A 12,735-nucleotide genomic window follows, 5' to 3' on the forward strand; every position below is an offset into this window, starting at 1 on the left:
TAACTCCTTAAGCAGCGGCCAGCCAGCGCGTTAAACGCGCCCCAAATGCGGCCTGACTTTCCAGTAACTCTTCTCCCGTCACCAACGGTGCCGGACGTGTAATCACGATGCAGGGGATACCGGCATCCAGACAGGGTTGAACTTTTTCCTGATAACCACCTTCCGCACCGGATGCTTTGGTGATCACCACATCAGCCTGACACTGACGATAAAACGCGGCGTTGAACTCAGCGCTAAACGGCCCGCACAAGGCGAAGATCTCGCCGACGCCAAACCCCAGATCCGCGCACTGCTGAATAACCTCAGGTACAGGCAGCACGCGCGCCAGCAGCGTTTTTTCAGGCAACCCTTCGCGCCAGATGGCCAGATCTTTACTGCCGGTTGTTAGCAGCACGCGTTCACCGAAGCGTCGCGCCACCTCGCAGGCTTGCTGAATACTCTGTACGGTAAACAGATGCGGGTGGGTTAAACCGCTCAACTGCTCTGGACGCTGGTAGCGGCTCAGCAGCACGCCTGCCGCTTCGCAGGCGCTCATGATGTTGCGGCTCACCACCTCGGCATACGGATGCGAGGCGTCAATCACCCAGCGCGTCCGATTTTCCTGCAGCCAGGCTATCATTTGCTCGCGTTCCAGACGTCCGCAGCGCACCTGGCCTTTAATGTCTCCCGCCAGCTGTTTCCCCGTTGGAGTCGCCACGGACAGGGTGTAGGCCACGTTTGCCGCATCCAGTTGCTGGCACAGCATGCGCGCATCGCTGGTACCGCCCATGACCAACACGTCACCGTAATTCACAGCACATAACCTCGTGGCGTGATCATCAGGCCGTCCTGCACGTAGGTTGTTTTGTTGCCAACGATCACCAGACTGGTCATATCAACCGGCTCAAAGTCCATTTCACCGAGAGTGGTCAGCCATTTTTCCTGCTTTTTACGTCCGGCTGACTTCACAATACCGACCGGCGTTTGCGCGCTCTTGCTGGCGGAAAGCAGTTCAAATGCGCGCGCCAGGTGTCCTTCGCGACCCCGACTGCGCGGGTTGTAGAAACAGATAACAAAGTCTGCCTCGCCAGCGGCAACGATGCGTTTTTCGATAACCGGCCATGGCGTCAGCAGATCGCTTAAGCTGATGTGGCAGAAGTCGTGCATTAACGGCGCACCCAACAAAGAAGCAGCGGCAATACTGGCTGTCATGCCAGGGATCAGCCTGACCTCAACATCCAGCTTTTGTTTACTGACCAGCTCCAGCACCAGCCCGGCCATCCCGTAAATCCCCGCATCACCGCTGCTGATGAGTGCCACATTGTGACCCGCCTGCGCCAGTTCGATCGCCGCCTGACAGCGTTCAATCTCTTTGCACATCCCGGTTTTGATCACCTGTTTGTCGCCAGTGAAGGCCTTTACCAGATGGGTGTAGGTTTTATAGCCAACGATGATTTCCGCTGCCTGCAGTGCTTCAACAGCTTCCATGGTCATCATTGCCTGCGAGCCAGGGCCAATTCCAATTACGCTTAACATCAGTGTGAAACTCCCAAAGTGATAGTGACGCCCTGTTCTCGCAGGGTCTCGCCTAACAGTTGTCCATGGCTCAGCAGCCAGGCTGCAGGACCAGAAACGCTTCCTGTCCCCACCGTTTTGCGAACAAACGATGAGGCTGGAAAACGGTGTTCATGCTCACGCAGCGCGTCAGCAGTAAAGGTCTCGAAAGGCACGCGACAGCACGAAGCCAGTTGGATGAGTCCCTGTTCATCTTTTTTTAGCGTGATGCTGCCAATAGCTTTTAACGCCAGCGGGTCGAGCTGCTGGGCTTCAAGTTGGCGGGCAAGCAGCGCGGCCAGCAGCGGAAACGGTGTGTCGCGGCGACAACCAATTCCGGCCACGACCCGCTGCGGCACTAACTTCCAGTGAGGAACAGGCAGTTCGGGTAAGTTGGTGCGTAAGGTGATACACACCAACGCATCCAGTTCGGGAAGCTGATTAAGATCGGTTACCGTAATAAAACCGCGCCGATCGCAATGGCTGACATCCTGGGTCAGTTCATCATCCCACCACAGGCCAACCCGCTTGTTGCTGACCAGCATCTGATTAACGATCTTCACCGCCGAACGAAAATCACTCATCCGCGCATTCAACTGGAATGCCAGCGTATCCAGCGCCGCCATATCGTTGACATCCGTCGCCGTGGTGATAACCGGGTCGGCGCCCAACATGCCTGCCAGATAACGCGCCAGCGCATTCGCGCCCCCAGCATGACCGGAGAGCAGGCTGATGACATGCTGGGCACGTTCATCAATGACCACCACCGCCGGATCGCAAAATTTGTCGTTGACCAGCGGGGCTAACACGCGCACCGCAATGCCGGTCGCCCCGATAAAAATCAGCGCCGAGTAATTCATAAACGCATCGCGGGCGGTATTGGCAAAGCCGTTTTCAAAGGGAATAAAACCCTCCTCCAGCAGCTTTTCACTGGTAAAACAGGTGACCGGCAACATAGCCGCCAGACGTTTCGCCAGCACAACGCCGCCAGGAGTCAGGCAAAAAAGCGCTATTGACTCAGGCTTTACGGTATTCATGGCTAAAGTCCGCCGCATAGAGTTTGGAGTAGTGATACTCCGATCCCAGGAAATTACCGACCAGAATCAGGGCCGTTTTGCGGATGCCCGCATCGCGAACCTTGTCGCCAATATCCGCCAGGGTACCGCGCACGGTCTGGCTTTCCGGCCAGGTCGCCTTGTAGATCACCGCCACTGGCGTGGTCGCCGGATAACCGCCTTCAATCAAACGCTCGGCCACCCGATGAATACGCTGGACGGACAGATAAATCGCCATAGATGTCTGGTGACTGGCAAACGACTCCAGTTGTTCGCGCTCGGGGACCGGCGTGCGCCCTTCCAGACGGGTAATAATCAGGCTTTGTGAGACTTCAGGCACGGTGTACTCCACGCCGAGTTCTGCCGCCGCACCGAGGAAGGCGCTGACGCCAGGCACCACCTGCCAGTCGATCCCGCGCTTGGTTAACTCTTCGCCCTGCTCACGGACGGAACCGTACAGTGAGACATCGCCAGTTTGCAGACGCACCACGGTCTTGCCAGCCTTCACGCCAGCTTCCATCAGATCGAGGATCTGCTCCAGATGCAGTTCAGCGCTGTCGTGGCATTCAGCATCGGCGGGGCAATATTCCAGCAGTTCGGTGTTAATCAGCGATCCAGCGTAGATAACCACCTGCGCCTGCTGTAGCAAACGGTAACCTTTGAGGGTGATCAGCTCGCGATCGCCAGGACCTGCGCCAACGAACCACACGCTACGGGGATCAAAAATCTCAGACATGGTTTCCTTCCTTCTGACAGGCGATAACAAATACGGGGTTATTCGGTTTGAAATAATGACCACTGCCAAGCGTGGTAAGTGAGGAAACCTGCAGCTGCAGGCAATCCACTCCCTGTACGCCAAGATGGTCCAGATGAGCCAGCGCGGTATTGAGGTTTTCCTGGAGGATAAACGTCATGACCAGCCGCCCGGCGGGATGCAGTTGACGCATCGACCAGTCAATGAGGTCGGTCAGATGACCACCGCTGCCGCCCATAAAAATGGCATCGGCTTTTTCGGTGATGGTCATTGGCGCAACGCCTGGAAAAATGTCGATATTTGCGCAGGCAAAATGCTGGCGATTTTCATCCAGCAATCGGAGCGCCGCAGGGTTACGTTCGATAGCCGTCACGCGCAATCCTGGATATTGCAGCGCCGCTTCTATCGATACGCTGCCGGTTCCCGCCCCAATATCAATCAGGTGACTGGCGCGGTGTAATTCAAGTTTTGAGAGGGCAAGTGCGCGTACCGCTTCTTTGGTCATCGGCACTTTCTCTCCACGCAGAAACAGCTCATCTTTCATCAAGGATCACCACTGCATTCATGTCATAGTCGGCGTTAATTTCACTCACAGGCAGGACATGGATCCGCTCGTTTTCCATTGCCAGGTTTTCGCCAATGACCATCCAGCGATGCCCCTTGCCTCGAGTGATGAGCTGCTGCGCGATTTCACGTGGGCCGCACAACGCATCGGTTACCATCCCCACCTTGTTATGTCGGGCCAGCTCATCGAAACAGACGCTGCGCCCGTGGCTACTGGTCAGCCACATATCATTCATATCGATACCGGACTGCGCGCACAGATACTGCACCGCGCTAATACCGGGAATAATGCGTACCTGCCCGATGCCAAAATGCGCCACCATGCGCGTCCCAATGCCGTAGAACAGCGGATCGCCAGACGCCAGCACAACGACATGCTTATCCTGGTGCGCAGTTACCCAGCTCAGGAGTTCCGCGATATTGGCGCCAAGAGCAAACCTGTCACCGGTAAAATCCGGGAATTGCTGCAAATGCCGCTTTCCGCCGACCAGCACATCAGCCGTTGCGACCGCTTCACGCGCCGCAGGCGTCATCAAATGCAAACCCGCGGGTCCCATTCCCACAACGGTTAACATTGCATCTCCTCAGCAATTTCAGCGATCGGGCGATTGCTGCCAAGCACCTGATTGTCAAACGAAAACATGATGGCGTCGCAGGTCGGGGGATTTTTGGTAAAGCGCAACGTTTGCAGAACGCGCAGACAGATCCGCTCCGCCAGATGGTTATAAATATGCTGAAAACCGTACGCATCGATGTGTTCCATCGCGGCTTCGGTGGTATCGCAGTCGCTGACCAGTTTTAGTAGTTCCAGCGGTGCGCCAAGCAACGCGAGATGGGCCACCAGCGTTTCCATGCGGGCATCGGCAATATGGCTGTGGGTGTGGAAGATACCCGCTGCAATTTTGACGAGCTTACCAGGATGCCCCACCAGCACAATTTGTCGGAATCCAAGACGGACGGCTTCTTCAATCATGTAGCCGACAAAGTTGCTCATGGTGACCACAACCTGCGTATCGATGCCCATCTGCTCGCGCACAAAACGTTCACCGTGGTTTCCGGGCACCAGTACTACACGATCCAGACCCGCCGCGCGTTTAATTTCCAGCTCCAGCGACAGCGAACGCTTCCAGCTCTCTTCCGACATTGGCGTGACGATCCCCGTGGTGCCAATAATCGAAATACCGCCCAGAATGCCAAGACGCGAGTTGTAGGTTTTTTGCGCCCGCTCTTCACCTTCTGGCGCGAAGATTTCAATCTGCGCCCCGCGATTCGGACCGATCGCCTCTCGTACCGCAGACTCAATGGTCTGGCGAGGTGTCCGGTTAATCGCCGAACTCCCCACCGGCAGACCGATCCCTTTGCGGGTGACCGTACCGACCCCTTCCCCGCCCTGTAAGGCGATCACGCCACTATCATCTAACGTCACGCGGGCAAAAATCAGCATGCCATGCGTGGCATCCACATCATCGCCACCGTCTTTACGGATCGCGGCTATCGCCTGCTGCCCTTCGATATGCGGCGATTCGACGTTCAGGCACAGCGTCACCCCGGAAGGCGTCACGATGGAAACCTGATGGATCAGGTGCTGGCGCAATACCATCAGCGCCGCCACTTTTGCAGCCGCCGTCGCACACGATCCCGTGGTATATCCTTTACGCAGCGCTTTACCGTTGTGCCACACCGGTGTATCAAAAGCCTCGCTCATCGCGCCCCCTGCAGGTGATAAAGCATGGCGTTGACGATAGCAGCGGCGACGTTACTTCCCCCTTTGCGTCCTAACGCAGCAATGGCCGGCAGGTTGCTTTGGGTCAGTGCATCTTTCGACTCCTCAGCACCCACGAACCCGACCGGTACACCAACCACACCGCTGACGGCAACATCATGCTCAAGTAGGCGGAACAGCGCTGTCGGCGCATTGCCAAAGACAAACAGCTTTTCCCCCTCTTCTTTCACCGCAATATCGACAGCCGCCATTGAACGGGTGATCCCTTGCTCTTTTGCCGTTCGCACGACCCGTGGATCGCTGATATAGCAGCGGCACTCGCCGCCAAATTTTGCCAGCAGCGTTTTATTGATCCCGGAAAGGGCCATCGTGGTATCGGTATAAATCACGCTCGAACGGCTAAGCGCCGCGCAGAACTGCTCCAGCACATCACTGGAAAACCACAGAATGTCCAGCCAGTCGAAATCCGCCGTGGTGTGAATAACCCGCTTGATAATGGCTTCATGCAACGGACTGGCAAACTGATAGTCCGGACGGGTTTCACGGATAATCTCACCAATAATGTCGAAACTTTTGGCCTCAATAGCCTGGGGTTGCTGGATATATTGCATAGTGTTGTCCTCAGGCTACACCGACCAGCAGCCACCGCAGCGCGATAAACAGCGCCAGTGCCAGCGTCGATGCCACCCACATCAATCGAATCGTATGGGAAATGTCGTCTACCGAAATGTCGCGTTGTGCATCACCTATCCACGGTTTCTCAACGCGCTCGCCAAAGTAGTCATTAGGGCCACCCAGACGAATACCTAATGCCCCGGCAACGGAGGCCTCCGACCACGCACAGTTTGGGCTACTGTGGTTGTAGCGATCGCGCCAGCCGATCTGCAAAGCACGCAAACCGTCCTGACGGCATAAAAATGCAGCTACGCCCAACAGCAGCCAGCTCAGTCGCGCAGGAATATAATTTGCGACATCATCCAGACGCGCGCTGACCATACCGATAGCGCGGTATTTTTCATGTTTGTAACCCACCATGGAGTCAAGGGTATTTACCGCTTTGTAGGCCATAGCCAAAGGCGCGCCGCCGAGAAGCAGGAAAAACAGCGGTGCGATGATGCCGTCAACGGTGTTTTCGGCCACGGTTTCCACCACGGCGCGATTGATCTGCTGAGGTTGTAATTGCGAGGTATCGCGCCCCACGATCCATGACAACTTTTCCCGACTTGCGGCAAGGTTACCGGCACGTAGCGGGCGTTCAACATCCTGCGCGGCGTTCGCCAGGCAGCGCCCAGCCAGCACGGTAAAGATCATCCAAACCTCCACCGCCCAACCAAGCCAGGGATGAATAGATTGCGCCAGCGCCAGTACGCCCCAGGAGACAGCCCACGTCAGGCCAACCACCACTACCCACATCACCGCGCCACCCATGCGCAACGCACGATCGCTATGGCAGTAACGCCGCACAATTCGCTGCACCGCAGAAATCAGATTGCCAATCCAGCGCACCGGATGCGGCCAGTTCTGCGGATCGCCGATAATAAAATCAAGCAGCCAGGCAACACACCACGCAAGGATCGTCATAGCGCATTCCTCGCGGCTGCCAACCAATGGTTAAGCATCTGCGGACGTTGGGCAAAATGAACGTGCAGGTAGCTGGCGAAGGTGTTTCCGACCTGCCAGCCGCCGGACCAGGCCTGCAGCGTTTTGCCATCGCGCACTTTGCGACAGTGCATCACCGCGGGTGTTTCAGGAGTGAAATCGGAATAGTGGAATTCATGTCCACGCAGTACTTCGTCTTTTGCAGCTAACAAGGTTTGCTGCGCCGCCTGCGCTTCACAGTAACCAAATCGGGTCAAACGTTTACCCATTTTGCTGTGGCCGGGAATGATATCCGCCATCAGCCAGCTATCACCGTGGCTGTCCTCCAGCGAACTGCCGAGATACATCAGCCCGCCGCACTCGGCGTAAATCGCGACGCCGCGCTGATGTGCGGCTCGCAATTGCTTGAGCATCAAGACATTGCGGGCCAGCGCCGCAGCATGTAACTCAGGGTATCCGCCCCCCAGCCAGATCATCTGACAATCGGGTAAACAGGTGTCGTGCAATGGACTAAAACGGACAATCTTTAGCCCCGTGCGTTCAAGCAAAGTAATATTGTCCGGGTAATAAAAGTTGAACGCTTCGTCATCAGCGATCGCAAGCGTTAGCCCTTCTCCGGCGTCAGTAGCGGGAAGCGCGGGCCATTCACCCGCAGGAAGGGTGTTTAGCTGGCTCAATTTCAGTAGAGCATCAATATCCAGCGTTTGCTCCAGCGTCGCGGCAAAGGCCTGCCACGGTTGCTGGTTGATAACAGACTCACGTGCAGTAACCAGCCCCAGATGCCGCTCTGGAAGCGCAACGCCTTCCATACGGGGAACGTAGCCTAATACAGGAACGGAACAGTAACGCTCAATCGCCACCTTCAGCAGCTGATAATGCGTTTCGCTGTTGACCCGATTAACGATCACCCCGGCGATGTTCAGCGTGGGATCGAAATGCTGAAAACCCATTACCGTTGCGGCTATCGAGGTGGAAACAGCTTTACCATCAACCAGTAAGATGACCGGGCAACCTAACTGTTTGGCCATCGCGGCGGTGCTGCAGTAGTTCGGGTCCGTACCATAACCGTCATACAGCCCCATCACGCCTTCAATCACGGCGATATCGGCATGTTGCATCTGCTCGCGGAACAACGCATTGAGAGTGGAAGCGGGAAGCATGAAGCTATCAAGATTGCGGGAAGCGGTACCGCATACCGCTGTATGCCAGCCGGTATCAAGGTAATCGGGACCCACTTTGCAAGGCTGGACGCGTAAACCGCGTTTTTTCAACAAGCTCAACAAGCCCAGCGTCACCGTGGTTTTACCACAGCCGCTTCCGGTACCTGCAAGAACAAATGCGTGAAAATTGGCCGCCATACCCTGATCCTGTTCAGGGTGGTAGGGGTGTAGAGATACCCAGTCTCTCGACTGTATGCATCTGAACCACCCACTTCCCACCGAAGTTGTTGGTAGTCACTGACAGGCAGGTCTTCTGGCTTAGCGTCATCCTCACCCGTCCTTCCCAATCTTGCGATCAGTGGTCCATACGGGGTCGTCAGCATCACAGCAGCGGGGGCTGCGGGGGATTCTCACCCCCTTCCCTACCACAAATGTGGCAAACCTGTCAGTTCAAGAGCCTTAATTAAGCTCTCTGTTATGAGGTAAATTCACGACCTCATGACAATAATTCAATTTAATATCTTTCCGGGTTCATTCAGTCAATTTTCTGGCGTAAACCCACTTATTCACATCTTCACATTTTGAATGAAAGTGTCTGCAAAGAATAAAGAAAGTCATGCACGCAGACACTGTATCTCATCACAAAAATAAAAACTGGTGCAGTTTATCCCTCTAATACTATTATTTTGTTGCGCTATGACAATTTATTGACTGCTGTTGTTACTTTTCATTTTATAATGACTGACATAGCGCCCTATATCAAAAATCGGCAATAGTAAAATATTGCTATTTAAGCGGACTCACCGCGTGAAATGACATTTATTTGCTGGCGAAATGCCTGCGGCGTAACCTGATACGTCTGGCGGAATACTTTGCAAAAATAACTGGTTTGTGAAAAGCCTAAATTACGTGCAATGCTGGCGATGCTCCAGTCACTATGACAGAGCAACTCTTTGGCACTCGCCATTCGCTGTTGATTTACCCAAGCGTTAAACCCGATACCCTGATATTTTTTGAACAATTTACTGAAATAGTAAGGGCTAAGGTAAACATGAGACGCAACATCTTCCAGGCGTAACTCATCTGACAAATGCGCATCAATATAGCGCAGCGCTTTTTTCATTTTGCTGTCGTGAGGATTCGGCGTTCGGTTAGCACGTACCGGCTCTGCCTGCTGTGGGTTATCCTTGATAACCACAAAATTAAGTTGTTTCTTAAGACAATTTTCTACGATGAGCTTTAGCAGGTCCGCCGAGGCGATGACTCGCGAATAGTCCATCTCCGGCACATTCCGAAATTCACTTAGCAGTTCGGGATCGGCTTGCCAGCGGTCATCGACGTTCAGGATATCAACCAGGCCGACATCGTTACTTAAACGCACCTGACCACACAATACAAACCCAACCAGATGACCCGCTATGACCAGCGGAATAGAGAAGTCGGTAAGTCCCGCGTGGCAGCGGTAGATGCAGGGTTGATCGGATTTTGAAGCTTCCAGTCCTCCACAGCGATCGCTCATACGACAACGGGTACTGTGCTGAGGATGCTGGCGCATCAACTGACAAAAAGGGGTGAAATTAAAAAGCTCAGAAATTTCATCACCGTGAATATTGACAACCACAACAGCCAGACTGGTGGCCTGCGCAAAATCCTGTGCGATTTTATTAATGAGTTCTGAGTTCAGGGCACTCGCAGAAATCATGATAAAACCTCTCAGTTAATTTATTGTTATAAATAAAACATACTATTTACACATTCATTTTCATCCCGCATTCCTGGGCGCTGATGAAAGTCATCATCGAACATAACAAAAGTCTCCCATTGTGGGGAGACTTTTTCAGCGGTTCAGGAAAGCGGATCACGAAAACAGTTTTTACGCTTCAAAAATAAACATCTTCCGTGAAGCTAGCTCTCATTTTCCTCCAGCTTACACGTATTACACGGTAAATTTTTGCCAATAAAATAACGATAAATTGCTGCGCCCGCGCAAGCACCGATGATAGGGGCGACAATCGGTACGATGAAATAAGGAATATCACGCCCGCCGGTCATTGCCACATCGCCCCACCCGGCCATCCATGCAAACAGTTTTGGACCAAAATCACGTGCCGGGTTCATCGCAAATCCGGTGAGCGGCCCGGTAGATGCGCCGAGCACAGCCACCAGAATGCCAATCAGCAAGGGTGCTAACGGCCCTCTGGGGACGCCGTTACCATCATCGGTAAGCGCCATGATCATACCCATCAGAATGGAAGTGATCACCACTTCGACCAGCGCAGCCTGCCAGACGCTGAGCGCCGCCGCTGGATAGGTACTAAAAATACTGGCCAGTTGCAGGCTTTCAAGGCTGCCGCGCACCATTTGATGTGCCGACTCATACTCGGTAAATAAACTTCCGTACAGCAGATAGGCTAGTAACGCGCCGCCAAAAGCCCCCGCAACCTGCGCAACGGTGTATGGCAATACTTTGCGCCCCGGAAAACAGGCAAATAACCACAGTGCGATGGTGATAGCAGGATTGAGATGCGCGCCAGAAATCCCCGCCGTCAGGTAAACGGCAAGCGAGATCCCCAGCCCCCATATGATACAGATCTCCCATAACCCCAAACTGGCACCCGCGACTTTAAGTGCGCTCAGGCATCCGATGCCAAAAAACAAAAACAGCCCGGTACCCAAAAACTCAGCAATACATTGCGCTTTTAGTGAATCGTTCATTGTGACACCTTCTAAGCAGAGTTCGTGTCTTTACCAGCGGACTCCTTGCTGGCACGTAGAATACTTCGAGGCTTACTATAAAAAGCCGTGTCGGCAAATTGTTGGCAATCTGAAGGCGGCATGCCCCTCAAAATCGTGTTGAGATAGCAAATTCTTGCTATCACTTTTATTAAAACAGGCGAGAACACAGGAGAAAGCACTATTAAGAGTACATTTGTAAAACAATAAAATATTGCTATTAGCAGAATTATGTTTTCAGACAATCATCACAATTTCATTTTTTCCGCATAGCAAATGCTATTTTTAATGTCACTAACAAAAGTGTAAATATGGAATTAACATAACCAAATATTCATATCAGAAAATTCAAAAATACCCAATAAAAACAAACACATAAAATAAATCATAGCAATTTTATATCACCATAACCTCACTATTTTTTCATTCATAGTTTCAACTCAGCCATTCTTTTTCCTCGCTTCTTTTTATAGTCATGAAAATCGGGACAACCCAGGCGAGGTCTTTATGCAACAAGAAGCGTTAGGAATGGTAGAAACCAAAGGCTTAACTGCAGCCATAGAGGCCGCAGATGCAATGGTGAAGTCAGCCAATGTAATGCTGGTCGGCTACGAAAAAATTGGTTCGGGGCTGGTAACCGTTATTGTCCGCGGCGATGTCGGCGCAGTCAAAGCAGCAACAGATGCCGGTGCCGCCGCAGCCCGTAATGTGGGAGAAGTGAAAGCCGTACACGTTATCCCACGCCCTCATACCGATGTAGAAAAAATCTTACCGAAGGGAATTAGCTAATGAGCAGCAATGAGCTGGTTGAACAGATCATGGCGCAGGTGATTGCTCGCGTGGCAACCCCAGAACAGCAGGCTATCCCTGAAAATAATCACCCAACACGAGAAACGGCTATGGCAGAGAAAAGCTGCAGTTTAACGGAGTTTGTCGGTACCGCGATTGGCGACACCGTCGGTCTGGTAATCGCCAACGTAGACAGCGCCTTACTGGACGCGATGAAACTTGAAAAGCGTTATCGCTCCATTGGCATCCTTGGCGCCCGTACTGGCGCAGGTCCGCACATTATGGCCGCCGATGAAGCGGTAAAAGCAACAAATACGGAAGTCGTCAGTATTGAATTACCACGAGATACCAAAGGCGGCGCGGGCCACGGCTCGCTAATTATCCTCGGCGGCAACGATGTTTCCGACGTGAAACGCGGAATTGAGGTTGCGCTGAAAGAGCTGGATCGCACCTTTGGCGATGTTTATGCCAACGAAGCCGGTCACATCGAGATGCAATACACCGCGCGCGCCAGCTACGCACTGGAAAAAGCCTTTGGCGCACCGATTGGCCGCGCCTGTGGCGTGATTGTCGGCGCACCAGCCTCCGTGGGTGTCCTGATGGCTGATACTGCGCTGAAATCCGCCAATGTCGAAGTCGTAGCCTACAGCTCACCAGCCCATGGCACCAGCTTCAGCAACGAAGCCATTCTGGTCATCTCTGGTGATTCCGGCGCAGTTCGTCAGGCCGTTATCTCCGCCCGTGAAATCGGTAAAACCGTACTCGGGACCCTCGGCTCAGAACCGAAAAACGATCGTCCGTCCTACATCTGATATCAGTGAGGCT

The 12,735-nt window shown here is 53.5% G+C and carries 14 protein-coding genes and 1 riboswitch; of the genes, 2 read left to right on the forward strand and 12 right to left on the reverse strand.

Annotation, left to right across the window (positions count from 1 at the left end; all coding sequences use genetic code 11):
* Positions 1 to 7 precede the first annotated feature (7 nt).
* The 12 genes from ACVXHP_RS07380 to pduF form a co-directional block, all read right to left on the reverse strand.
* A complete protein-coding gene (locus ACVXHP_RS07380) occupies positions 8 to 793 on the reverse strand; it encodes a cobalt-precorrin-6A reductase (RefSeq protein ID WP_204560780.1) in 786 nt (261 codons plus the stop codon).
* Positions 790 to 1,515, reverse strand: coding sequence for a precorrin-3B C(17)-methyltransferase (locus ACVXHP_RS07385; protein ID WP_003030278.1), 726 nt, complete (start codon positions 1,513 to 1,515; stop codon positions 790 to 792). Before ACVXHP_RS07385 ends, ACVXHP_RS07380 begins: the two co-directional genes overlap by 4 nt.
* Positions 1,515 to 2,570 (reverse strand): cobalt-precorrin 5A hydrolase, encoded by a 1,056-nt coding sequence (gene cbiG / locus ACVXHP_RS07390; RefSeq protein WP_304700216.1) that lies wholly within the window; start codon positions 2,568 to 2,570, stop codon positions 1,515 to 1,517. Before cbiG ends, ACVXHP_RS07385 begins: the two co-directional genes overlap by 1 nt.
* Entirely contained in the window at positions 2,551 to 3,324 is a 774-nt protein-coding gene (locus ACVXHP_RS07395; protein WP_042307599.1) for a cobalt-precorrin-4 methyltransferase, read from the reverse strand. The genes cbiG and ACVXHP_RS07395 overlap by 20 nt, the downstream gene beginning before the upstream one ends.
* Positions 3,317 to 3,886 (reverse strand): decarboxylating cobalt-precorrin-6B (C(15))-methyltransferase, encoded by a 570-nt coding sequence (locus tag ACVXHP_RS07400; protein WP_304700219.1) that lies wholly within the window; start codon positions 3,884 to 3,886, stop codon positions 3,317 to 3,319. Before ACVXHP_RS07400 ends, ACVXHP_RS07395 begins: the two co-directional genes overlap by 8 nt.
* Positions 3,876 to 4,481 (reverse strand): cobalt-precorrin-7 (C(5))-methyltransferase, encoded by a 606-nt coding sequence (locus ACVXHP_RS07405; RefSeq protein WP_447571178.1) that lies wholly within the window; start codon positions 4,479 to 4,481, stop codon positions 3,876 to 3,878. The genes ACVXHP_RS07400 and ACVXHP_RS07405 overlap by 11 nt, the downstream gene beginning before the upstream one ends.
* Complete coding sequence (gene cbiD / locus ACVXHP_RS07410; protein WP_304700223.1) at positions 4,475 to 5,611, reverse strand: cobalt-precorrin-5B (C(1))-methyltransferase CbiD; 1,137 nt, start codon at positions 5,609 to 5,611, stop codon at positions 4,475 to 4,477. Before cbiD ends, ACVXHP_RS07405 begins: the two co-directional genes overlap by 7 nt.
* Positions 5,608 to 6,240: a cobalt-precorrin-8 methylmutase gene (locus ACVXHP_RS07415; protein ID WP_447571179.1), complete on the reverse strand. Its 633-nt coding sequence runs from the start codon at positions 6,238 to 6,240 to the stop codon at positions 5,608 to 5,610. The genes cbiD and ACVXHP_RS07415 overlap by 4 nt, the downstream gene beginning before the upstream one ends.
* A 10-nt stretch (positions 6,241 to 6,250) precedes the next feature.
* Positions 6,251 to 7,210 carry an adenosylcobinamide-phosphate synthase CbiB gene (gene cbiB, locus ACVXHP_RS07420; protein ID WP_447571180.1) on the reverse strand — a complete coding sequence of 320 codons (960 nt, stop codon included), beginning with the start codon at positions 7,208 to 7,210 and terminating at the stop codon, positions 6,251 to 6,253.
* Positions 7,207 to 8,586 (reverse strand): cobyrinate a,c-diamide synthase, encoded by a 1,380-nt coding sequence (locus ACVXHP_RS07425; protein ID WP_447571181.1) that lies wholly within the window; start codon positions 8,584 to 8,586, stop codon positions 7,207 to 7,209. Before ACVXHP_RS07425 ends, cbiB begins: the two co-directional genes overlap by 4 nt.
* Before the next feature lie 88 nt (positions 8,587 to 8,674).
* A riboswitch (cobalamin riboswitch) is annotated at positions 8,675 to 8,849 on the reverse strand.
* Positions 8,850 to 9,178: 329 nt separating this feature from the next.
* Entirely contained in the window at positions 9,179 to 10,090 is a 912-nt protein-coding gene (gene pocR / locus ACVXHP_RS07430; RefSeq protein WP_006683984.1) for a transcriptional regulator PocR, read from the reverse strand.
* A 203-nt stretch (positions 10,091 to 10,293) separates the two neighbouring features.
* Complete coding sequence (gene pduF / locus ACVXHP_RS07435) at positions 10,294 to 11,103, reverse strand: propanediol diffusion facilitator PduF (protein ID WP_006683983.1); 810 nt, start codon at positions 11,101 to 11,103, stop codon at positions 10,294 to 10,296.
* Positions 11,104 to 11,628: 525 nt separating this feature from the next.
* Between pduF and pduA the strand changes: the two genes are divergently transcribed.
* Positions 11,629 to 11,910 (forward strand): propanediol utilization microcompartment protein PduA, encoded by a 282-nt coding sequence (gene pduA, locus ACVXHP_RS07440; protein WP_003030255.1) that lies wholly within the window; start codon positions 11,629 to 11,631, stop codon positions 11,908 to 11,910.
* Positions 11,910 to 12,722: a propanediol utilization microcompartment protein PduB gene (gene pduB, locus ACVXHP_RS07445; RefSeq protein WP_003030252.1), complete on the forward strand. Its 813-nt coding sequence runs from the start codon at positions 11,910 to 11,912 to the stop codon at positions 12,720 to 12,722. Before pduA ends, pduB begins: the two co-directional genes overlap by 1 nt.
* The last annotated feature ends 13 nt before the right edge of the window (positions 12,723 to 12,735 follow it).

The organism is Citrobacter freundii complex sp. 2025EL-00176 (assembly GCF_053309355.1).

Coding starts and splice junctions, on each gene's coding strand:
- pduB (WP_003030252.1), top strand. CDS start 11,910: ATGAGCAGCAATGAGCTGGTTGAACAGATCATGGCGCAGGTGATTGCT.
- pduF (WP_006683983.1), bottom strand. CDS start 11,103: ATGAACGATTCACTAAAAGCGCAATGTATTGCTGAGTTTTTGGGTACC.
- ACVXHP_RS07385 (WP_003030278.1), bottom strand. CDS start 1,515: ATGTTAAGCGTAATTGGAATTGGCCCTGGCTCGCAGGCAATGATGACC.
- cbiG (WP_304700216.1), bottom strand. CDS start 2,570: ATGAATACCGTAAAGCCTGAGTCAATAGCGCTTTTTTGCCTGACTCCT.
- pocR (WP_006683984.1), bottom strand. CDS start 10,090: ATGATTTCTGCGAGTGCCCTGAACTCAGAACTCATTAATAAAATCGCA.
- ACVXHP_RS07405 (WP_447571178.1), bottom strand. CDS start 4,481: ATGTTAACCGTTGTGGGAATGGGACCCGCGGGTTTGCATTTGATGACG.
- ACVXHP_RS07395 (WP_042307599.1), bottom strand. CDS start 3,324: ATGTCTGAGATTTTTGATCCCCGTAGCGTGTGGTTCGTTGGCGCAGGT.
- ACVXHP_RS07400 (WP_304700219.1), bottom strand. CDS start 3,886: ATGAAAGATGAGCTGTTTCTGCGTGGAGAGAAAGTGCCGATGACCAAA.
- cbiD (WP_304700223.1), bottom strand. CDS start 5,611: ATGAGCGAGGCTTTTGATACACCGGTGTGGCACAACGGTAAAGCGCTG.
- pduA (WP_003030255.1), top strand. CDS start 11,629: ATGCAACAAGAAGCGTTAGGAATGGTAGAAACCAAAGGCTTAACTGCA.
- ACVXHP_RS07415 (WP_447571179.1), bottom strand. CDS start 6,240: ATGCAATATATCCAGCAACCCCAGGCTATTGAGGCCAAAAGTTTCGAC.
- ACVXHP_RS07425 (WP_447571181.1), bottom strand. CDS start 8,586: ATGGCGGCCAATTTTCACGCATTTGTTCTTGCAGGTACCGGAAGCGGC.
- cbiB (WP_447571180.1), bottom strand. CDS start 7,210: ATGACGATCCTTGCGTGGTGTGTTGCCTGGCTGCTTGATTTTATTATC.